This is a genomic window from Diaphorobacter sp. J5-51 (assembly GCF_001023515.1).
In the GTDB taxonomy this organism is placed as follows: domain Bacteria; phylum Pseudomonadota; class Gammaproteobacteria; order Burkholderiales; family Burkholderiaceae_C; genus Diaphorobacter; species Diaphorobacter nitroreducens.
Window position 1 is genome coordinate 1 of record NZ_JSYI01000080.1, and the last position, 21483, is coordinate 21483.

Annotated in this window: 17 protein-coding genes; 13 read left to right on the forward strand and 4 right to left on the reverse strand. The window is 67.1% G+C overall.

Going from position 1 to position 21483, the window contains the following annotated elements; translation table 11 throughout:
• Positions 1-56: 56 nt before the first annotated feature.
• Positions 57-1790: a diguanylate cyclase gene (locus tag OX89_RS11385; RefSeq protein WP_084002051.1), complete on the reverse strand. Its 1734-nt coding sequence runs from the start codon at positions 1788-1790 to the stop codon at positions 57-59.
• 113 nt (positions 1791-1903) lie between these two features.
• Here OX89_RS11385 and OX89_RS11390 point away from each other — a divergent pair, with 113 nt between their 5' ends.
• The 6 genes from OX89_RS11390 (at position 1904) to OX89_RS18840 (ending at position 7023) form a co-directional block, all read left to right on the forward strand.
• Positions 1904-2392 carry a YbaK/EbsC family protein gene (locus OX89_RS11390; protein ID WP_047350699.1) on the forward strand — a complete coding sequence of 163 codons (489 nt, stop codon included), beginning with the start codon at positions 1904-1906 and terminating at the stop codon, positions 2390-2392.
• Positions 2389-2673, forward strand: a complete 285-nt coding sequence (locus tag OX89_RS11395; RefSeq protein ID WP_047350700.1) for a DUF1289 domain-containing protein — start codon at positions 2389-2391, stop codon at positions 2671-2673. The genes OX89_RS11390 and OX89_RS11395 overlap by 4 nt, the downstream gene beginning before the upstream one ends.
• Positions 2670-3323, forward strand: a complete 654-nt coding sequence (locus OX89_RS11400; protein ID WP_047350701.1) for a 2-hydroxychromene-2-carboxylate isomerase — start codon at positions 2670-2672, stop codon at positions 3321-3323. Before OX89_RS11395 ends, OX89_RS11400 begins: the two co-directional genes overlap by 4 nt.
• A 446-nt stretch (positions 3324-3769) precedes the next feature.
• Positions 3770-5464, forward strand: a complete 1695-nt coding sequence (locus OX89_RS11405; protein ID WP_047350702.1) for an MFS transporter — start codon at positions 3770-3772, stop codon at positions 5462-5464.
• A 238-nt stretch (positions 5465-5702) separates the two neighbouring features.
• Positions 5703-6713 (forward strand): porin, encoded by a 1011-nt coding sequence (locus OX89_RS11410; protein ID WP_047350703.1) that lies wholly within the window; start codon positions 5703-5705, stop codon positions 6711-6713.
• A gap of 142 nt (positions 6714-6855) precedes the next feature.
• Positions 6856-7023, forward strand: a complete 168-nt coding sequence (locus tag OX89_RS18840) for a hypothetical protein (RefSeq protein ID WP_172734575.1) — start codon at positions 6856-6858, stop codon at positions 7021-7023.
• 86 nt (positions 7024-7109) lie between these two features.
• On the opposite strand, the gene OX89_RS11420 is transcribed toward OX89_RS18840, so the two are convergent.
• Together OX89_RS11420 and OX89_RS11425 are read right to left on the reverse strand one after the other, a co-directional pair.
• Entirely contained in the window at positions 7110-8234 is a 1125-nt protein-coding gene (locus OX89_RS11420; RefSeq protein WP_047350704.1) for an ABC transporter substrate-binding protein, read from the reverse strand.
• A gap of 134 nt (positions 8235-8368) precedes the next feature.
• Positions 8369-9481 (reverse strand): ABC transporter substrate-binding protein, encoded by a 1113-nt coding sequence (locus tag OX89_RS11425; RefSeq protein ID WP_047350705.1) that lies wholly within the window; start codon positions 9479-9481, stop codon positions 8369-8371.
• 158 nt (positions 9482-9639) lie between these two features.
• Between OX89_RS11425 and uvrA the strand changes: the two genes are divergently transcribed.
• From uvrA to OX89_RS11460, 7 genes are all read left to right on the forward strand, one after another.
• Entirely contained in the window at positions 9640-15465 is a 5826-nt protein-coding gene (uvrA, locus tag OX89_RS11430; RefSeq protein WP_047350706.1) for an excinuclease ABC subunit UvrA, read from the forward strand.
• Between the two features lie 137 nt (positions 15466-15602).
• Complete coding sequence (locus OX89_RS11435; protein WP_041836103.1) at positions 15603-16112, forward strand: hypothetical protein; 510 nt, start codon at positions 15603-15605, stop codon at positions 16110-16112.
• A 138-nt stretch (positions 16113-16250) separates the two neighbouring features.
• A complete protein-coding gene (gene pyrC / locus OX89_RS11440; protein WP_047350716.1) occupies positions 16251-17294 on the forward strand; it encodes a dihydroorotase in 1044 nt (347 codons plus the stop codon).
• 34 nt (positions 17295-17328) lie between these two features.
• A complete protein-coding gene (locus OX89_RS11445; RefSeq protein WP_047350707.1) occupies positions 17329-18204 on the forward strand; it encodes an NYN domain-containing protein in 876 nt (291 codons plus the stop codon).
• Positions 18201-18974, forward strand: a complete 774-nt coding sequence (locus OX89_RS11450; RefSeq protein ID WP_047350708.1) for a DUF3025 domain-containing protein — start codon at positions 18201-18203, stop codon at positions 18972-18974. Before OX89_RS11445 ends, OX89_RS11450 begins: the two co-directional genes overlap by 4 nt.
• A gap of 127 nt (positions 18975-19101) precedes the next feature.
• A complete protein-coding gene (gene htpX, locus OX89_RS11455) occupies positions 19102-19980 on the forward strand; it encodes a protease HtpX (RefSeq protein ID WP_047350709.1) in 879 nt (292 codons plus the stop codon).
• Positions 19981-20074: 94 nt separating this feature from the next.
• Entirely contained in the window at positions 20075-20437 is a 363-nt protein-coding gene (locus OX89_RS11460; RefSeq protein WP_047350710.1) for a YXWGXW repeat-containing protein, read from the forward strand.
• Between the two features lie 13 nt (positions 20438-20450).
• On the opposite strand, the gene OX89_RS11465 is transcribed toward OX89_RS11460, so the two are convergent.
• A complete protein-coding gene (locus tag OX89_RS11465) occupies positions 20451-21389 on the reverse strand; it encodes a LysR family transcriptional regulator (RefSeq protein ID WP_011806831.1) in 939 nt (312 codons plus the stop codon).
• Positions 21390-21483: the final 94 nt, after the last annotated feature.

Consider the following 21483-nt stretch of genomic DNA (forward strand, 5'->3'; position numbering starts at 1 on the left):
GGCGTTCAGACTCTACCGCGCTGGTCTGGTTTAAAGATACAAGCGGCCAGCCGGCGTCAGGCCAACGGCAGAGCCGGCGCTGCCGGGTGCTGCGCCGCGTCCTTGTGCGCCTGCTTGGCCTGATACATGCGCTGGTCGGCGCAGCGCATCAGCTCCGTCAGCGTGGGGCCGTCCTGCGGGCTGTGCGCAACGCCCGTGCTGCCGCCCACGCACAGTTCCTGGTGCTGGAAGTACACCGGCTGGCAGATAGCCAGCTCCAGATGCTTGACCAGCGCCGTCAGGGCGTCGCCCGCGGGCGCGTGGGCCAGCATGACCACGAACTCGTCACCGCCCAGCCGGGCCACGATGTCGCCGGACCGCGTGTGCGTCTGCAGCCGTGTGGCAACGGCGCGCAGCACCTCGTCGCCGGCGTCATGGCCATAGGTGTCGTTGATGGGTTTGAAGCGGTCCAGGTCGAGCAGCAGCAGGGCGTGCGTGCCCCCTTCCGACAGCAGTTGCGTTGCGCCCTGGGTCAGCCCCATGCGGTTGGTCAGGCCCGTGAGAGGGTCGGTGGTCGCGGCCTTGGCCAGATGGTCCGCGCGCAGCCGCAGGGCGATCTGGGAGGCGTTCAGGCTGTCGATGCGGGTGCTCAACGCAACGGCGAACACCACCATCTCGGCCGCCACGCCGATCTGCAGGCCGTTGGCGAGCATGAAGGGCGCGTCGATCACCTTCCAGTTGCTCAGCACCACGCCGGCCACCGTGACGAACAGCAGCGCCTGCGCGCCCAGGTACCAGCGCGCGGGCGTGAAGCCCCGGCGCAGCACCAGAATGGCCGCGAGCGACGCGGCCGCGATGCCGGCGCTGGCCAGCAGTTCGTTCTGCGTCTGGGCGATGGCAAATTGCCCGAGCCCGCCGAGCACGGCGGTGAGCGCCGCCAGCAGGCCGATTGCCACCAGCACTCCGTCCATCAAGGGCGTCTGCCGGGTGTCCAGGAAACTGCGCGTGAACAGCGCGCCGAAGAACAGCCACAGGCTGGGCAATACGAAATAGCTGCGCTCCTGCCACCACGGCGCGTCGCCCCACAGGTAATGGGCCGTGTGGCCGTTGAAGGTGGCCAGCGTCAACAGCGCGAAGATGCACTGGCCGACGTGGAAGGTGTACGTGGTGTCCCGAAAGATGCCCACGAGCGTGAGGTTGTAGACCAGCAGTGCGATCAGGATGCCGTAGCAGATGCCGTCGAACAGCCGCTTGTGCTGGCGCCATTGCAGGTATTCGGCCGTGTCCCAGACGGACAGGTCGAAGGACGGCGCCGTCTCGCTGTACAGCCGGGCGTAGACCGTGTAGGTGCCCGGGCCCGGGGGCTGCAGGCGCATGAGGTAGCGCTCGCTGCCCAGGGGCCGCGTGGCGAAGGGCTGCGCCAGGCCCGTATGCACTGGCGGCGCAAGCGCCGTGCCCGACGCATCGAACGGGCCGTAGAACCGCACGTCCTGCAAAGACGTGGTCTGGGTGGCCAGCACCCAGTCGCCGCTGGCCGCGCGCTGCTCCAGGACCACTTTGAACCAGTGGTAGGCCGGTGTGGCCCCGCGCAGCGGCATGCGGGGGGGCGGGCCGAAGCGCGCGTCGGTAGCCGCTGCGCGCACATCGTCGATGGTGAGGGTGCCCAGGTCGTCCACGAGCCAAAAAAGCTGGCCGGTGCTTCCCAGCGATAGGCCCTTGCGGTGATCGTCCAGCACCGCAGGGGCGCCACCGGCCCAGGCCAGTTTGCCGACGAGAAGCCACAAGAGCAGGCAGGCGCGAAGCAGGTTCATGGACAATGGATGGCAGCTATCACGCTGTAACCCCGCCTGGGGCTTGTGGCTGCGCCGAGGCACTCCGCATCCGTGCGTGCGCTTCGCCGTCCCAGGCCCCGCATTGCCCTGTTATGCACGCATTACCTGAAAGCACCCAGCGGGTGGCTGCCGAGTTGCAGCGCCTGCGCCACCCCCACGCGCCGCGCATGCTTGACGACGCCGCGCGCACCGCGCAGCAGGCGGCTGACGGGCTGGGCGTGGCGCTGGGGCAGATCGCCAAGAGCATCATCTTCCGGCGCAAGAGCGATGACGCAGCCGTGCTGGTGGTTACCTCCGGTGACCGGCGCGTGGACGAGAAGAAGGTCGACGCCCTCGTGGGCAAGACGGGCCGCGCCGACGCGGAATTCGTCAAGGCCAAGACCGGATTCGCCATCGGCGGCGTCTCGCCCGTGGCCCATTCCACCGCGCCTGTCACCCTCATCGACCGCGAGCTGTTCCGCTTCGATGTGATTTGGGCTGCCGCCGGCCATCCCCACGGCGTGTTCCAGTTGAGCCCGCACGATCTGCAGCGGCTCACCGGTGCCCCGGTGGCCGACGTGGTGCAGGAGGTCAGCGCATGAGCGACGCCGCAGTGAATGCTTCTGAATTGATAGCTGCTCGCGCTGGTGAAATAAGCGCTAGAGGCCAATTTGGCTTAAATTCCCAGGAGCCGGTTCCGTCGCCCTGTGTGTCGGTCTGCCGCATGACGGCCGACCGCAGCCATTGCGAGGGGTGCTTCCGTACGATCGACGAGATCCGCGCCTGGTCGCAAGCCGATGGCGCCGCGCGCCGCGCGATCTGGACCGCCGCATTGCAACGCGCGGGGGTGGACCTTCCCGAAGAGCTGGAGCCACTGGCATGAAGCACATCACGTTCTACCTGGATTTCGTCTCGCCGTACGCGTGGCTGGCCTTCGAGCGGCTGCCGCAGGTACTGGAGGGGCTGAACTACCACCTGCACTACAAGCCGGTGTTGTTGGGCGCGCTGCTGCAGCAGCATGCCAACCCCGGGCCGGCCGGCGTGCCGCCCAAGCGCGACTGGACGTACCGGCACGCCACCTGGCTGGGCCATGCGCTGGGCTGCGGTCTGGACATGCCGGCGCGCCACCCCTTCAATCCGCTGCCGTTGCTGCGCCAGGCGCTGGCGTGCAGCGACGATGGCACGGTCAACCGCTATGTCGCCGGCACCGTGCTGCGGCATGTCTGGCTGGGCGGGCAGGATGCGCTGGACCCCGCGCGCCTGGACGTGCTGGCGCAGGCCCTGGCAGAGCAGTTGCGGCCCGACGCCGAAGGCGCGGGCGCCCTGCCCAAGGCCCTGCTGCGCGCGAACACGGACGAGGCGTCGGCCCGTGGCGTGTTTGGCGTGCCGGCCTTTGAGGTGGAGGGGCGCCTGTTCTGGGGGCTCGACAGCCTGCCCATGTTGCGCGCCTACCTGGACGGCGACGCGTGGTTTGATGGGCCGGCATGGGATGCGGCCCCCGCGGTGCCATCGGGCCTGCCTTCCGTGCGCTGAAGCGCATTCCTCGGCGGCGGCCGACGGGGCCGCGGCAGGCGTTCCAAGGCGCCGCAGACAGCGTTCTGCGGCGCCTTTTTGCATGGGGCCGTGCCCAGCACTGTGCGGCGGGTATGGGTTTGTCATGCGTCAAGGGTTTGTCCTAGGGAGGGCAAACCCTGGCGAAAAACTGCGGGGTTACCCGTGTCTGGTGCCGTGCGCGGGACTCACCGCAGCCTCGCGCAGTCCAATTTTTCGCATCAAGAAAAACGATCTGCGGGTTGCCACGGAGTTTGTCAGATGGCCGTAAGACTGGGGTGGCGGCAGCGTTTGGCGCATGTCAGCTTTCGGTCAGATGGCGGCCCGATATTGCGTCGCAAGCACCGCAGAGTGCTTCAGATCGTCGGTTTTTCGCGCTTTCTTACGCGCATTTTCGATTCCATCCCAATAAGCAGGAGACAGCATTCATGGCTACCAGCACTGCATACGCCGGCCGCCCCGGCGCTGCCGCCCGACCGATGTCGGCGGAAGAAAAGAAGGTGATCTTCGCCTCGTCCCTCGGCACCGTGTTCGAGTGGTACGACTTCTACCTCTACGGCTCGCTGGCGGCCATCATCGCCAAGCAATTCTTCAGCGGCCTGGATGCCGGTGCCGCCTTCATCTTCGCGCTGCTGGCCTTTGCCGCGGGCTTCCTGGTGCGCCCCTTCGGCGCGCTGGTGTTCGGCCGCCTGGGCGACATGATCGGCCGCAAGTACACCTTCCTGGTGACCATCCTGATCATGGGCGTGTCCACGTTCATCGTGGGTATCCTGCCCAACTACGCCAGCATCGGCATCGCGGCACCGGTCATCCTGATCACGCTGCGCATGCTGCAAGGCCTGGCGCTGGGCGGTGAATACGGTGGTGCGGCGACCTACGTGGCCGAACACGCGCCACACGGCCGCCGCGGCGCCTACACGTCGTGGATCCAGACCACCGCAACGCTGGGCCTGTTCCTGTCGCTGCTGGTGATTCTGGGCACCCGCACCATACTGGGCGAGCCCGTGTTCAATGACTGGGGCTGGCGCATCCCGTTCATCGTGTCCATCCTGCTGCTGGCCATCTCCGTGTGGATCCGTTTGTCGCTGTCGGAGTCGCCGGCCTTCCAGAAGATGAAGGCCGAGGGCAAGACCTCCAAGGCGCCGCTGTCCGAGTCCTTCGGTCAATGGAAGAACCTGAAGATCGTGATCCTGGCGCTGATCGGCCTGACGGCCGGCCAGGCCGTGGTGTGGTACACGGGCCAGTTCTATGCGCTGTTCTTCCTGATGCAGCAGCTCAAGGTGGATGCCGTCACGGCCAACCTGATGATCGCTGCCGCGCTGCTGATCGGCACCCCGTTCTTCGTGGTGTTCGGCTCGCTGTCCGACAAGATCGGCCGCAAGCCCATCATCATGCTGGGTTGCGTGCTGGCCGTGCTGACCTACTTCCCGGCCTTCAAGATGCTGACGGAAGCCGCCAACCCCGACCTGGCCAAGGCCCAGGCGACAGCGGGTGTCGTGGTGACCGCCGATCCCGCCACCTGCTCGTTCCAGGGCAACCCCGTGGCCCGCGAGATCGACTTCAAGAGCTCCTGCGACATCGCCAAGCGCTACCTGGTGCAGAACTCGGTGAGCTATGACAACGCCGCAGGCGCACCTGGCTCCCAGGCGGTGGTGAAGATCGGCGACAAAGTCGTTACGGCACCCAGCGGCACCGTGGTCAACCACAAGTTCGACGAGGCAAGCGTGAAGGCCATCGCCGCCTTCAAGAAGGAGATGGCCGAAGACCTGAAGCTCGCCGGCTACCCCTCCAAGGCCGATCCCGCCAAGATGAACAAGGTGATGATGATCGTCATCCTGACGTATCTGGTGATCCTGGTGACCATGGTCTACGGCCCCATCGCGGCCATGCTGGTGGAACTGTTCCCCACGCGCATCCGCTATACCTCCATGAGCCTGCCGTACCACATCGGCAATGGCTGGTTCGGCGGCCTGCTGCCCACGACATCGTTCGCCATCGTGGCGTCCACCGGCAATATGTATAACGGCCTGTGGTACCCCATCATCATCGCCGGCATGACGGCAGTGATCGGCACGCTGTTCATCCGCGAAACCAAGGACGTGGACATTTACGCCAACGACTGACCTCGTTCCGCTCTTTTGTCAGGGTTTTCCCTGACTAAGCCCTGCCGCCACACCTTTGCCTGTGCGAAAGTGTGGCGGCAATACGTCAGGGGTATTACAGGCGGGACTTTCCTCTGTGTTGGCCCAGATGGTTACACCTAGAATTTGCGCCGTAGCTGCACATTGTGCTAATCGGCTCCCTGCGGGCGGCGAGCTGTGCCTACCACAACTGATGGACACAAGCATTCAAGGAACTCAAATGCAAAAACCAAGTCGTTTGCTGCTCGCTACCCTGGCTCTGCTGGGTACTTCCGCTGTTTTCGCGCAAAGCAGCGTGACCCTGTACGGCCGCGTGAACACGTCGGTGGAACGCCAGAAGGTCGGCGGTACCAGCAACACCGTCATGCAGAACAACTCCTCGCGCTTCGGCTTCAAGGGCACTGAGGACCTGGGCGGCGGCCTGAAGGCCGGCTTCCAGCTGGAAAGCGGCTTCAACTCCGATACCGGCACGGGCTCGGGCTGGACCCACCCCACCACCGGCATGACTTTCGCCCGCCAGAGCGAAGTGAACCTGTCCGGCGGCTTCGGCATGATCCGCCTGGGCAACTTCACGCCCGAGTCGTACTACGCTACGGCCGACTACGTGAGCATGCACAACCATGACACGGGCACGTCTTCGGACGCTCTGTACTACGATCCCGTGTGGTTCGGCGGCCTGAGCACCACCAACAAGATCGGCTATCGCACGCCCAGCTTCGGTGGGCTGACGGTGGACGCTTCCGTCTCGTTGCATGAGAAAAACGCTGCCATTCCGCAAAAGAATGGCTATGACCTGGCTGCCAACTACAACATCGGCGCGCTGAACCTGGGCGCCGGCTACAGCCAAGTGGACAGCAATCGCCAGCTGGGCCTGCGCGCGTTGTACACCTTCGGCCAGTTCGTCGTGGGTGGCTACTACCAGCGTAACAAGGACGACAACCAGCTCCTCGCCACGGGCGCAGGCAACCGCAACAACTTCCGCCTGGCGGGCGCCTACATGATGGGTGCTTCCGAGTTCCACGTGAACGTGGGCCGCGCTGGCAAGTGGAGCGACATTGCCGACAGCTCCGCTACGCAGTGGACCCTGGGCTACAACTACAACTTCAGCAAGCGCACCAAGGTGTACGCTTTCTACACGAAGGTGGACAACAAGGCAGGTGCTACCTACATGACGGGCGCTGCTGGCCAGGACTTCAGCTCGCTGGCGCTGGGCGTTCGCCACAACTTCTGATGCACCGGCAGCGTAAGCTGCCTGCAATGCAAGCCTGATTCAATGGAGTCGGGCTTGCGATCAGACAGGCCTCACACGATGGTGTGAGGCTTTTTTATTGGTGCCGCCCTTTTCCGTCGACAACAATTTTCAGGAGATGAGCATGTGGAAGATCGTGGTGGGTTTCGTGGTGTTCGCAGTGATCATGCTGTTCGTGATCATGAAGGCAGGAGACCAGGTGGACATGAGCGGTGAAAAGCATGGGGTGGAAGCGACGCACGTGCCCGAGTCCGCAGCTGCTCCCGCATCCGGCGCCAGCGCAGCGCAGTGAACCGGCCCCACCCATCCAAAACGCGGAGCCAGGCTCCGCGTTTTGGATGGGGCGGTGGACTCCGCCGCCGTAGCGTTACGGCCCGCTCAGCGCTGGAATCGGCCGTCCGCTCCGATGATGGACAGGTCGGCGAAGTCCAGCCCCGAGTGTTCCTTTGCGCTGTAGGAAAGCTCCAAGCCCCCCAGGTCGAATTTGCTCAGGCTTTCCAGGGCCGCGTGCAGCCGTGCACGGTCCGGCTTGGGGCCGGCGCGGCGCAGGCCCTCGGCCAGCACCTTGGCGTTCACGAAGCCCTCGACCATGGCCGGAGTGAGTTCCTTCAGCCCCTGCGCCTTCGCCAATTCCAGGGCTTCCTTGATCACCGGGTAGTTCAGCGACCGCTCGGACGGAAAGACCTGCGTGACGATGACGCCGCGGGCCTGGTCGCCCAGCGCCTTGGTGAAGCCCCCCGACGCATTGTTTGACAGCGTGACGATCTGCCCGCCCACGCCGGCCGCGCGCAGTGCCTTGATGCCGTCCACGACCGCCGCGCCGGTGCCGATGAAGATGACGGCCTGGGGATCCTGCGCACGCACGCGCGGGGCGATGGCTGAGAAATCGGGCTTCGCCCGGTCGAACTTCTCTACGAACAAGGCGGGCAGCTTGTTGTTCTGCAGGCCCTTTTGCGCACCGGCCAGGCCGTCCTGGCCGAAGGCGTCGTCCACATGCACGATGCCGATGCGCTGAACTCCCAGCAGCGCAAGGTGGGCGATGGCTTTCTCCACCTCGCGCTGGTAGGGCGCGCGGACGTTGAAGATATTGCGGGAAACGGGCTGGTGCAGCGCCATCGCGCCCGTGGAGGGCCCCACCAGCGGCACGCCGTACTTGTCCAGCAGCGCAACAATGCCCTGGGTGTGGGGTGTGCCGCGCGTCATGAACAGTGCCAGCACACCCTTGTCCTCGATGAGCGTGCGGGCGTTGTCCTGCGTCAGCTTGGGGTCGAACTTGTCGTCGAGCGCGACGAGTTCGATCTTCTGCCCGTTCACGCCGCCGCGGGCGTTGACGTGGTCCAGGTACAGCGACGCGCCCAGCATCGATTCCTTGACGGTTGCCGCCGCGGACCCGGTGATGCCGACGGTCTGACCCACGAGCAACTGCGCGTGGGCCAATGATGAGGCCGCACTGACCACCGCCAGGGCGCACGCTGCGCCCCACTTCTTCCAATGTGTCTTCATGAGGTGTCTCTTCCCTGTGTATTTGCGCGCGAGTGCGAGCAGGGGCGAGTGTATCGGCGGCAGCCTACGCTGGAATGACGTGCCGCAGACGCCGCGCGATCACCCGGGCGGCGTCTGACCTCACGAAAAGGGCTTCAGCGGCGGAACTTGCCGTCCGTGCCGATGATGGAAAGATCGGCGAAATCCAGGCCCGTGTGGTCGTCGGGGCCGTAGGAGATGTCCAGTCCGCCCAGATCGAACTTCTGGATGGATTCCAAGGCCGTCTGGATCTTCTCGCGCGACGGCTTCGGGCCGGCGCGGCGCAGGCCTTCGACCAGCACCTTGGCGGCGGCAAAACCTTCAAGCATGGCCGGGCTGACCTCGGTCATTCCCTTGGCCTTGGCCAGGTCGATGGCTTCCTTGACCAGCGGGAAGGTCAGGCTGCGCTCGTTCGGGTAGACCTGCGTGACGATCACGCCGCGGGCATTTTCGCCCAGGCTCTTGATGAAGCCGCCCGAGGCATTGTTGGACAGCGTGACCACCTGTGCCGTGGAGCCCGCCTGGCGCAGCGCGTTGTAGCCATCCACCACCGACGTGCCCGAGGCGACCATCAGGACGGCCTGGGCCTGCGCCTGGGAGATCTTGGCCACCAGCGGGGTGAAGTCCGGCTTGGCGCGATTGAACTTCTCCAGCACCACGGGCTGCAGCTTGGCCTGGGTCAGGCCTTTCTGCGCGCCCGTGACGCCATCGGCGCCGAAGCTGTCGTCCGCATACAGCACGGCGATGCGCGTGATGCCCATCGAGGCCAGGTGGGTCATGGCCTTCTCGGCCTCGCGCTGGTAGGTGGCGCGCACGTTGAAGATGTGCTTGCGCACCGGCTGGTGCAGCACCATGGCGCCCGTGGACGGGCCCACCAGGGCCACGCCATGCTTGTCCAGGTGCGGGATCATGGATTCGGTGTGGGGCGTGCCGCGCGTGAGGAACATGACATGCACGTTCTTGTCCTCGATCAGCGTGCGCGCGTTCTCGCCGGCGGTTTTGGGGTCGAACTTGTCGTCCATCGAGATCAGTTCGATCTTCTGCCCGTGCACGCCGCCCTTGCCATTGACCGCGTCCAGGAACAGCTTGGCGCCCTGCGTGGTCTCCTGCACCCCTGCGGCCACCTGGCCGGAGAACCCGGCCGTCTGCCCCACCAGGATCTGTGCATGGCTTGCGCCCAGCGTTGCGCCCAGGACCAGGGCGGCCCCCCATTTATGCCATGGCTGCATGGCGTCTCCTCTCTTTGGTTGTTGGTGCGGCGCAGTCTAACGGATAGGGCCGGATGCGCCATCACCTGCGTGACCGGCTGTGGTGTGGTGTCCACCCGGTCGATGCGGAATCCGGCTCGTCCCTAGAATGTTCCGCCTCATTGCAGAAAGACCCGCTCATGACCCAGGGACTGATCCGTATCCACGGCGCGCGCCAGCACAACCTCAAGAACATCGACCTGGACATCCGCACGGGCGAGCTCACCGTGGTCACCGGCCCCAGCGGCTCCGGCAAGTCCAGCCTGGTGTTCGACACGCTGTATGCCGAGGGCCAGCGCCGCTATGTGGAGACCTTCAGCGCCTACGCGCGCCAGTTCCTGGACCGCATGGACAAGCCCGCCGTGGACAAGGTGGAGGGCGTGCCCCCGGCCATCGCCATCGACCAGACCAACCCCGTGCGCTCGTCGCGCTCCACCGTGGGCACGATGACCGAGCTGAACGACCACCTCAAGCTGCTGTTCGCGCGCGCTGGCCAACTCTTCGACCGCGAGACGGCGCTGCCCGTGCGCCACGATTCGCCGGACACCATCCATGCCGAGTTGCAGCGGCGCTGCGCCGCCGAGGGCGACCCGCGCATCGTGCTCACTTTTCCCGTGGAACTGCCCGCGGGCACCACCGCGGAACAGCTGGAGCAATGGCTGTCGGCCAGTGGCTTCACCAAGGTGCAGGCCGAGCGCGAGGTGGCCACGCCCACCGGCCCGCGCAAGCTGCTGGACGTGGTGGCCGACCGCTTTCGCATGGGCAACGTGGAGCGCGCGCGCGCGGTCGAGGCGATCGAGGTCGCGCTCAAGCGCGGCGGGGGGCGGCTCAATGTCTATCGCCTGCGGGACGATGGCGAAGCAGACTTGTGGCGCTTCTCCACCGGCCTGCATTGCCCCGAGAGCGACCTGCGCTACGCCGAGCCCATCGCGTCCATGTTCTCGTTCAACTCCGCCGTGGGCGCCTGCGACACCTGCCGGGGCTTCGGCCGCGTGATCGGCGTGGACTACGGCCTGGTCATTCCCAACGACAAGCTCACGCTGCGCGCCGGTGCGATCAAGACCATCCAGACCCCCGCCTGGAAAGAAGCGCAGGACGACCTCATGCGCCACGCCGAGGCCGCCGGTATCCCGCGCGACACACCCTGGTACAAGCTCACCGCGGAGCAAAAGCACTGGGTGATCGAAGGCACACCCGGCTTCAAGAACGGCAACTGGAACAAGCAGTGGTACGGCATCCGCCGCTTCTTCGAGTACCTGGAGAGCAAGGCCTACAAGATGCACATCCGCGTGCTGCTGTCCAAGTACCGCAGCTACACGCCATGCCCGGTGTGCGCCGGCGCGCGCCTGAAGACCGAGAGCCTGCTGTGGCGGCTGGGCAGCAAGGAGGACGCCGATGCCGTGCTCGACCCCGCGCAGCGCTTCCTGCCGCAGGGCGTGGCCTGGACGCGCGCGCAGCTGGAGGCGCTGCCCGGCCTGTGCCTGCACGACCTGATGTTGCTGCCCATCGACCGCCTGCGGTGCTTCTTCGCGCGCATGGCGCGTGTGCAGAATGCTCCTGTTTCAATAGCTGGTGGCGCTCTCCAGGTAAGCGCTACAGGCCAAAACGACTCTCAGGCTGGCGATCGCCAGGCGCTGCAACTGCTGCATGACGAGATCGCCACGCGCCTCAAGTACCTGTGCGACGTGGGCATCGGCTACCTCACGCTGGATCGGCAAAGCCGCACGCTGTCGGGTGGCGAGGTGCAGCGCATCAACCTCACCACGGCGTTGGGCACCTCGCTGGTGAACACGCTGTTCGTGCTGGACGAGCCCAGCATCGGCCTGCACCCGCGCGACATGCACCGCATCACCGAGGCCATGCTGCGCCTGCGCGACGCGGGCAACACGCTGGTGGTGGTGGAGCACGACCCCGCCGTGATGCTCGCGGCCGACCGCGTCCTCGACTTCGGCCCGGGGCCCGGCGAGCGCGGCGGACGGATCGTGTTCGACGGCACGGTGGGCGAGTTGCGCCGCGCGCCCACGCTGACCGGCCAGTACCTCGGCGGGCACAAACAGATCGGCACCGGGCTCAAGCGCCTGGTGACGGATGCGACGCCGCGCCTGGTGCTGGAGGGTGCGCGCGAGCACAACCTGCGCGATGTGAGCGTGGAGTTCCCGCTGCAGCGCCTGGTCACCATCACCGGCGTGTCGGGCTCGGGCAAGTCCACGCTGATCCAGGACGTGCTGGCGCCCGCGCTCATGCGCCACTTCGGCAAGGCCACGGAGACGCCCGGCGCGCATGAGCGCCTGCTGGGCGCCGACCACCTGAGCGACGTGGTGTTCGTGGACCAGTCGCCCATTGGCAAGACGGCGCGCTCCAACCCCGTGAGCTATGTGGGTGCGTGGGATGCCATCCGCGAGCTGTTCGCCGTGGCGCCGCTGGCCCGGGAGCGCAGCTACACCGCGGCCAAGTTCAGCTTCAACTCGGGCGACGGGCGCTGCCCCACCTGCGGCGGCTCGGGTTTCGAGCATGTGGAGATGCAGTTCCTGTCGGACGTGTACCTGCGCTGCCCCGACTGCGACGGCAAGCGCTACCGGCCCGAGATCCTGGAGGTGCGCATCGAACGCGGTGGCAGGCTGTTCAACGTGGCGGACGTACTGGATCTCACCGTGCACGAGGCGGCAGAGCTGTTTGCGAAAGACCGCGAGGTGATCCGCGCGCTGCAGCCCATCGTGGACGTGGGGCTGGAGTACGTGAAGCTGGGCCAGCCCGTGCCCACGCTGAGCGGTGGCGAGGCGCAGCGCCTGAAGCTGGCGGGCTTCCTGGCCGAGGCGGCCCGGAGCCAGGCCAAGTCGCGCCAGCCGCTGGCCCGCAAGGGCACGCTGTTCCTGTTCGACGAGCCCACCACCGGCCTGCACTTCGACGACATCGCCAAGCTCATGCGCGCGCTGCGCAAGCTGCTGGACGCGGGGCATTCGCTCATCGTCATCGAGCACAACCTGGACGTGATCCGCGCCAGCGACTGGCTCATCGACCTGGGGCCCGAAGGCGGCGACGCCGGCGGCCAGGTGGTGGCCGAGGGCGCACCCGAGGAGGTGCGCCAGCACCCCACGTCGCACACCGCGCAAGCGCTGCGCGAGTACGAACTGGCGCTGGGCGAGGGCGGCCATTCGGTGCACGAGCAGCAGGCGGTGCTACGAAAAGAGAAGCTGCTCGCGCTGGATGGAAAAGCGCCAGAGGCCAAAAACGCCATAGAGATCGTGAACGCGCGTGAGCACAACCTGCGGCACCTCACGCTGGACATTCCTCGCGGCCGGTTCAACGTGATCACGGGCGTGAGCGGCTCGGGCAAGTCCACGCTGGCGTTCGACATCCTGTTCAACGAGGGCCAGCGCCGCTACCTGGAGAGCCTGAACGCCTACGCCCGCAGCATCGTGCAGCCGGCCGGGCGGCCCGAGGTGGACGCGGTGTACGGCATACCGCCCACCGTGGCCATCGAGCAGCGCCTGTCGCGCGGCGGGCGCAAGAGCACCGTGGGCACGACCACCGAGGTGTGGCATTTCCTGCGCCTGCTGTATGTGAAGCTGGGCGTGCAGCACTGCGTGCACGACGGCGCGGCGGTGCAGCCACAGACCAGCGAGAGCATCGCCGCGCAACTGCTGCGCGACTACCGCGGCCAGCACATCGGCCTGCTCGCGCCCCTGGTCGTGAACCGCAAGGGCGTCTATACCGAACTGGCCGACTGGGCGCGCCCGCGTGGCTACACCCACCTGCGCGTGGACGGCCACTTCCTGCCGACCGCGGGCTTTCCGCGCATCGACCGCTTCAAGGAGCACACCATTGAGCTGCCCGTGGCCAGCGTGGACGTGTCGCCGGAGCATGAAGACACGCTGCGCACGCAACTGTCCAAGGCGCTGGAGCTGGGCAAGGGCGTGGTGCATGTGCTGAGCGGCCTGGACGGCCTGCAGCAGGCGCTGCAGGACGGAGCGCCCACGGCGCACATCGGGCGGCTGCAGGTGTTTTCCACCAAGCGCGCCTGCCCCGTGTGCGCTACCAGCTATGCCGAGCTTCAGCCTTCCCTGTTCTCCTACAACAGCAAGCATGGCTGGTGCCCCGACTGCGTGGGCACGGGCGTCAAGCTGACATCGGCGCAGCGCAAGGTGTTGGACGACTCCGTGCAGTCGGAGGACAACCGCGGCCGCGAGCAAACCTTTGCCGAGCCCGAAGTGGAGGACGTGGCCGACGCCGCCTGTCCCACCTGCCAGGGCACGCGCCTGAACCCGGTGGCGCGCGCCGTGCGGTTCGCCGGCACGCCGATCACCGAGGTGGCGCGCCTGTCGGTGGCCGAGGTGCGGCAGTGGATCGCCGGGCTGCAGCTGTCGGGGCGCGAGGCGGAGATTGCGCGCGACCTTGTGCCCGAGATCCAGAGCCGTCTGGAATTCCTGGAGGAAGTCGGGCTGTCCTACCTCACGCTGGACCGCGGCGCGCCCACGCTCAGCGGCGGCGAGGCGCAGCGCATCCGCCTGGCGGCGCAGCTGGGCAGCAACCTGCAGGGCGTGTGCTACGTGCTCGACGAGCCGACCATCGGCCTGCATGCGCGCGACAACCAGATCCTGCTGAACGCCCTGCACAAGCTCGGCGACAAGGGCAACACCCTGGTGGTGGTGGAGCACGACGAGGACACCATCCGCCGCGCCGACCACATCATCGACATCGGCCCCAGCGCGGGCAAGCGCGGCGGGCGCCTGGTGGCCCAGGGCACGGTGGCCGACGTGCAGGCGGCTGCGGACTCGCAGACCGGCCGCTACCTGCTGCATGCCATGCGCCACCCGCTGCAGGCGCGTCGTCCGGTAGATGCTATTGAAAAAGTAGCTGATGGCGCCCATCCGGCGGGCGCTGGAGGCCAAAACGATGCGGAACCCCTGCGCTGGCTCACCGTGCACGGCGCGCACCTGCACAACCTGCAGCAGGTCACCGCGCGCGTGCCGCTGCAGCGCCTGGTGGCCGTCACGGGCGTAAGCGGCTCGGGCAAGTCCACGCTGGCACGCGACGTGTTGCTGGCCAACGTGGCCGCCTGGGTGGGCCAGCGCGCCACCAAGGCCGGGCGCGACGCCATGGATGCGGGCAAGGCGCCGCCGCTGGCCGGCTGCACCGGCCTGTCGGGCTTCGAGACCCTGGACCGCGTGCTGGAGGTGGACCAGACGCCCATCGGCAAGACGCCGCGCAGCTGCCCCGCCACCTACATCGGCTTCTGGGACACCATCCGCAAGTTGTTCGCCGAGACGCTGGAGGCCAAGGCGCGCGGCTATGCGCCCGGGCGCTTCAGCTTCAACACCGGCGAGGGGCGCTGCCCGGCCTGCGAAGGGCAGGGCGTGCGCACCATCGAAATGAGCTTCCTGCCCGATGTGAAGGTGCCCTGCGAGGTCTGCCACGGCGCGCGCTTCAACCCCGAGACGCTGGCCGTCACCTGGCGCGGCAAAAGCATCGGCGACGTGCTGCAGATGGAAGTGGACGAGGCCGTGGAGTTCTTCGCCAGCATGCCCGGCATAGCCCACCCACTGCAGCTCTTGAAGGACGTGGGCCTGGGCTACCTCACGCTGGGCCAGCCCAGCCCCACGCTCAGCGGCGGCGAGGCACAGCGCATCAAGCTCGTGACCGAGCTCACCAAGGTGCGCGACGACGTAGGCCGACGCGGGCAGAAAAGCCCGCACACGCTCTACGTGCTGGATGAGCCCACCGTGGGCCTGCACATGGCCGACGTGCACAAGCTCATCCAGGTGCTGCACCGCCTGGTGAACGGCGGCCACAGCGTGGTCGTGATCGAGCACGATCTGGACGTGATTGCCGAGGCCGACTGGATCATTGACCTGGGCCCCGAAGGCGGCAAGGACGGCGGGCGCATCGTGGCCGCAGCCACGCCCGAGGACTTGGTGCGCCAGGGCACGCACACCGGCAAGGCGCTGGCGTCGGTGTTGGCGCGCTGACCGGGCCGCGGGGGCTTTTCCTACAGGGTGCGGCGTGCGTGGCTCACACGCCGCCCCCGGGCGCGCTTTCTAGGATCGAACCCATGTTGCCAGCACGCGTTGCTGGCGGTGTTCAACCCCCAACAGCACACAGCGCCATGAATACCTTTGTCAGAACCTCCTGCGCCGCGGCGGTGGCCGCCACTGCCCTTCTTCTCAGCGCCTGCGGCGGCGGCAACGACGACGATCCCACGCCCAGCGACCAACTGGGCGTGTTGACCGTCACCGGATCCACCGTGGACGGCCTCAACGGGGTGTATGGCGACGGCAACATCAACCTCACCGATGTGGACAAGAAGAACCCCATCGGCTCCTATCCCGAGGTGTGCACCTTCCGCTTCGACGGTGCCAACCGCGTGGGCGGCAGCGGCCAGGCGTTTGGCGACATCCGCTACCGGCCCGATGCCACGTCGGTGTACGAGGCCTTCTTCACCTTCATGGACCGCGAGTTCCGCGCCGACGACGGCTGGAGCGACGTGGCCGTGGTGCGCGACACCGATCGCATCCGCCTGGTCAACAAGACGCTGACGGCCACCGACGGCTCGGGCGCCCGGGTGACGGTTTCAGGCGTGATCCCCATGCGGCCCAACCGCCCGTCGGGCTGCTGAGCACCGTTTCCTCCCGCTCTTTTACGGCTCTCTTTTGCTTACCCCTCGCCCCTACTACGGGGTTTGCCCCGGCCCGCTACGGCGCCGGGGCTCTTTTTTGCGCGTGTTGCGCACGTAGTGGATGGGACAATGCGGTCCATGACCGCCACCACCGACACCCTCACGATCACCCGCCCCGACGACTGGCACCTGCACGTGCGCGACGGGGAGCCGCTGCGCACCGTGGTGCCGCACACGGCCGCGCAGTTCGGCCGCGCCATCATCATGCCCAACCTGCGACCGCCGGTGACCACGGCGCAGCAGGCCGCTGAGTACAAGCAGCGCATCCTCGCCGCCGTTCCGGAGGGGGTGGCCTTCGAGCCGTTGATGACGCTCTACCTCACCGACAACCTGCCGCCCGACGAGATCGCGCGCGCCAAGGATGCGGGCGTGGTCGCCGCCAAGCTCTACCCCGCAGGCGCCACCACCAACAGCGACGCGGGCGTGACCGATCTGCGCAAGACCTACAAGACGCTGGAGGCCATGCAGAAGGCGGGTCTGCTGCTGCTGGTGCATGGCGAGGTGACCAGCAGCGACATCGACCTGTTCGACCGCGAGGCGGTGTTCATCGAGCAGCAACTCATTCCGCTGCGCCGCGACTTCCCCGAACTGAAGATCGTCTTCGAGCACATCACCACGAAAGAGGCGGCGCAGTACGTGAAGGAGGCTGGCCGCTTCACGGCCGCCACCATCACCGCGCACCACCTGCTGTACAACCGCAACGCCATCTTCACCGGCGGCATCCGCCCGCACTACTACTGCCTGCCCGTGCTCAAGCGCGAGGTGCACCGCCAGGCGCTGGTGCAAGCGGCCACCAGCGGCAGCGACAAGTTCTTCCTGGGCACCGACAGCGCGCCGCACCCCGCGCACCTGAAGGAGCATGCCACCGGCTGCGCGGGCTGCTATACCGCGCACGCCGCCATCGAGATGTATGCCGAAGCCTTCGACAACGCGGGCGCGCTGGACAAGTTGGAAGGCTTTGCCAGCGTCCACGGCCCGGCGTTCTACGGTCTGCCGCGCAACACGGGCACGGTCACGCTGCGCCGCGAGAGCTGGACGCCGCCCGACAGCTTCGCCTTCGGCGAAGCCGCGCTCAAGCCGCTGCGCGCGGGCGAGGCGCTGCCCTGGCGCCTGGTGGCATAAAAAAAGTCACAACCCACACAGGGGGAGGTCACCCATGGCGGAACGCCAATTGCGCATTGCGCTGCTGATCGACGCCGACAACGCACCGGCCGACAAGATCGACGAGATCCTCACTGAGCTGTCCACGCTGGGCGAAATCAACGTGCGCCGCGCCTACGGCAACTGGACCAAGTCCGGCCTGGGCGGCTGGCAGCAGCGGCTGCTGGAGTTCGCCATCCGACCGATCCAGCAGTTCGACTACTCCAAGCGCAAGAACGCCACCGACATGGCGATGACGGTGGACGCGATGGAACTGCTCTATTCAGAGCGGCCCGACGCGTTCGGCCTCGTGTCGTCCGACGCTGACTTCACCCCCTTGGTCATGCACCTGCGGGCCAAGGGCTCGGCGGTGTACGGCTTTGGCGCCGCGCAGACGCCCAAGCCTTTCGTGAACGCCTGCTCGCGTTTCCTGTACCTGGAGTCGCTGGTCAGCGAGGAAGACGCCGAGGGCGCACCCCTGCCGGCGCAGCCCGAGGCCACGGCCGCGCCCGCGCAACCCGCCCCCGCCCCCGCCCCCGCCCCCGCCAAGACCGAGGATGTGCCCGCCCCCGGCGTGCCGCTGTGCCCCGCAACGCTGCGCGTGCCCACGGCCCAACTGCGCCAGGACACGCGCCTCATGAACCTGCTGCGTGATGCCGTGCAGGCGTGCGCGGACGAAACCGGCTGGGGCCGCGTGGGCGCGGTGGGCACACAGATTGGCAACAAGACCTCGTTCGATGCCCGCAATTACGGTTATGCCTCGCTGTCCAAGCTGCTGGCGGCCACGCAGGCCTTCGAGTTCCGCGACGAGGGCACCTCGCGCGTGGCCGTGCGCGACAAGCGCGCGGCGCGTGCTCCGGCCCCGCCCGCCGGTGGGCCGGCCAGCACGTGAGCGAACTCTCCGCCGCGCAGGCGTTGGCGGCCATCGACTGGCAACGCCCCTGGCTTGCGCCGCTGGCGGTGCTGGGGCCACAGGTGGCGGCGCGCGTGCAGGCCGGCGCCTGCGTGGCCGACGCGCTCAACGCTGCCATGGACGGCGCAGGGCTGGCGCCGGGTATTCGCTTTGCGCCGCAGCAGGCACTCCCAGTGGGCGAGGCCTATGAACAGTTCGTCCATGGCCAGCGCCGCGTGCCCACGCGCGACAACCTGCATGACTTCTTCAACGGCCTGATCTGGCTGCACTACCCGGCTACCAAGCGGCGCCTCAACGACTTGCAGGCCCGCGCCATCGCTGCGCAGGGCGTGGGCGCGGTGCGCGGGCCGCTGCGTGACGCGGTCACGGTGTTCGACGAGAACGGCGCCGTGCTGCTGGCGCCGCAACCCCTGCACGAAGCCCTGGCCGCGCGCCAGTGGCGCCGGCTGTGCGTGGAACTGCGCCCGCTGTGGCGGCAGGCGCGGCTGCTGGTCCTGGGCCATGCCCTGCTGGAAAAACTGGTTTCACCCCGAAAATCGATCACAGCGCACGTCTATCAAGCGCAGACAGCTATCAAAAACGAAGCAATGGCGGACCAGGCGCTGGCGCGAGACCTCAGCGCGCCATGGCTCGCGGCCAAGCCGTTCAATCCCCTGCCGATTCTGGGTGTGCCGGGCTGGTGGCCCGAGAACGAGAACTTTTGCTTCTATGATGACTCCCTCGTTTTCCGCAGCGCGCGCGTCGCATAATGCAACCACAACAGGCGCACCCTTCGCTGCCCGCGCGGCTTGAAGCGCCGCGCTCCATCCCCAACTTGTTTTCTGCCCGCCGCGCCTGTCCGCGGCCTTACCGTCGCTTTCCACGGAGAAGCCATCGATGAAACGCATTGCGCTCTTTTTGCTGACCAACGTCGCCGTCGTGGTGGTGCTGGGCATCGTTGCCAGCCTGCTGGGGGTGAACCGCTACCTGACGGCCAACGGCCTGAACCTGGGCGCCCTGCTGGGCTTTGCCTTCATCATGGGTTTTGGCGGCGCCATCATCTCGCTGCTCATGAGCAAGCCCATGGCCAAGATGAGCATGGGCGTGCAGATCATCAACGCGCCGCGCAATGCCGACGAGGCCTGGATCGTCGAGACCGTGCGCCGCTTCTCCGAAAAGGCTGGCATCCAGATGCCCGAAGTCGGCATTTACGAGGGCGAGCCCAATGCCTTCGCCACGGGCGCGTTCAAGAACTCGGCCCTGGTCGCCGTCTCCACGGGTCTCTTGCAGGGCATGACGCGCGAGGAGGTCGAGGCCGTGATCGGCCACGAGGTCGCGCACGTGGCCAATGGAGACATGGTCACCATGGCGCTGATCCAGGGCGTGATGAACACCTTCGTGGTGTTCCTGTCGCGCGTGATCGGCTACGCGGTGGACAGCTTCCTGCGCAGGAACGACGAGAACAGCTCGGGCCCCGGCATCGGCTACATGATCACCACCATCGTGCTGGACATCGTGCTGGGCTTCCTGGCTGCCATCATCGTGGCCTGGTTCTCGCGCCAGCGCGAGTTCCGCGCCGACGCCGGCGCCGCCCAGCTCATGGGGCGCAAGCAGCCCATGATCAACGCGCTGCGCCGTCTGGGCGGCATGCGCCCGGGCGCCATGCCCCCGAGCCTGCAGGCCATGGGCATCACGGGCAACATCGGCAAGCTGTTCAGCTCGCACCCGCCCATCGAGGAGCGCGTGGCCGCACTGCAAAACAGCCCGAGCGCCTGATCCAGCGCACGGTCTTTACCTTCGCTTCACAAGCCCCTGTCAACAACCGGCAGGGGCTTTTGCGTTGTAAAAGCATGACTGCCAGGAATGCGCCATGACGATGAACTTCCCTGTTTCTCTGGGCATGCGCCGCGTGCTGCCAGCCGTGGCGCTCGCCAGCGCCATCGCGGCACTGACCGGCTGCGTGGTGGCGCCGGCGTATCCCGTCGTGCCGCAGGGCGAGGTGGTGTATGCGCCGGCGCCCCCGCCGCCGCTGCGCACCGAGGTGATTCCTGTCGCGCCCTCGCCGGTGCATGTGTGGATCAACGGTTACTGGGGCTGGGGTGGCGGGCGCTATGTATGGACGCCGGGCTACTGGGCCGTGCCGCCGCACCGCGGCCACGTGTGGCACCCCTACCGCTGGCAACAGGGCCCGCAGGGCTGGTACCGCGGCGGCGGGCGCTGGGGGCCGCGCTGAACCCGACCGGCGATCAACCGCCGGTCGCTGCTGTCTCTGGCGCCGCCTGCGGGGCGGGCGGCAGCGCACTGCGGCCGGCCTTGGCCAACAGGAAGTCGATGCAGGTGCGCACCGCGCGCGTCTGGTGCCGGTTGGGCATGTACAGCAGGTACATGTGGGTGCCGAAGATGCTCAGCCGGTAGTCCTGCAGCGTGGTCAGCACCTCGCCGCTGGCGATCTTGTCCTGCACCACATAGTCCGGCACCACGCCCACGCCCAAGCCCGCCAACACACCCTGGCGCAGGAAGGGAAAGTGCTCTGAGATCAGCGTGGGCTCCAGCATCACCTCTTGCCGCTCCAGCCCCTGGTAGGCCGCCAGGCGCAACTGGCGCCCCATCACGCCGGCCGTGATCACCGGGGCATTGCGCAGCTCCAGCAGCGTGCGCGGCAGGCCGTGGCGGGCGGCGTAGTCCAGCGATGCGCAGGCCACATAGCGCACGTCGCCCAGGCTGCGCGCCACCACCGACAGCGGCGGCTCCTGGATCACGCGGATGGCGATGTCCACCTCGTCGCGCAGGTTGTCGGCGCGGTTCTCGAACAGCACGTCCAGCACGATGCCCGGGTACAGCTGCTTGAACTCGATCAGCCAGTCGCTCATCACCATCTGGCCGTAGCCGCTGGGCACGCTGATGCCCACGCGCCCGCGCAGCTCCTGGCCCAGGCTGGTGATGGTCTCCTGTGCGGCGGCCAGTTCGTTGCGCACATTGCGGCCATGTTCATACAGGCGCAGCCCCAGCTCGGTGGGCTCCACGCGGCGCGTGGTGCGCTTGACCAGCTGCACGCCCAGCGACTTCTCCAGCTGCGCCAGGTGGTAGCTGACGTTGGCGCGGGTCATCTTCAGCTTGCGCGCGGCCTGGCTCAGGTTGCCGCTGTCCACGATCTCCACCAGCAGGGTCAGGGCATTCAGGTCCATGTCAGGCTCCGGTGGAAGGTAGGTATTTGTTCAAAAGGATTTGACGCTCTGTCAATTTGACTGTGGATTGTAAAGAACCATTATCAGAACAAGA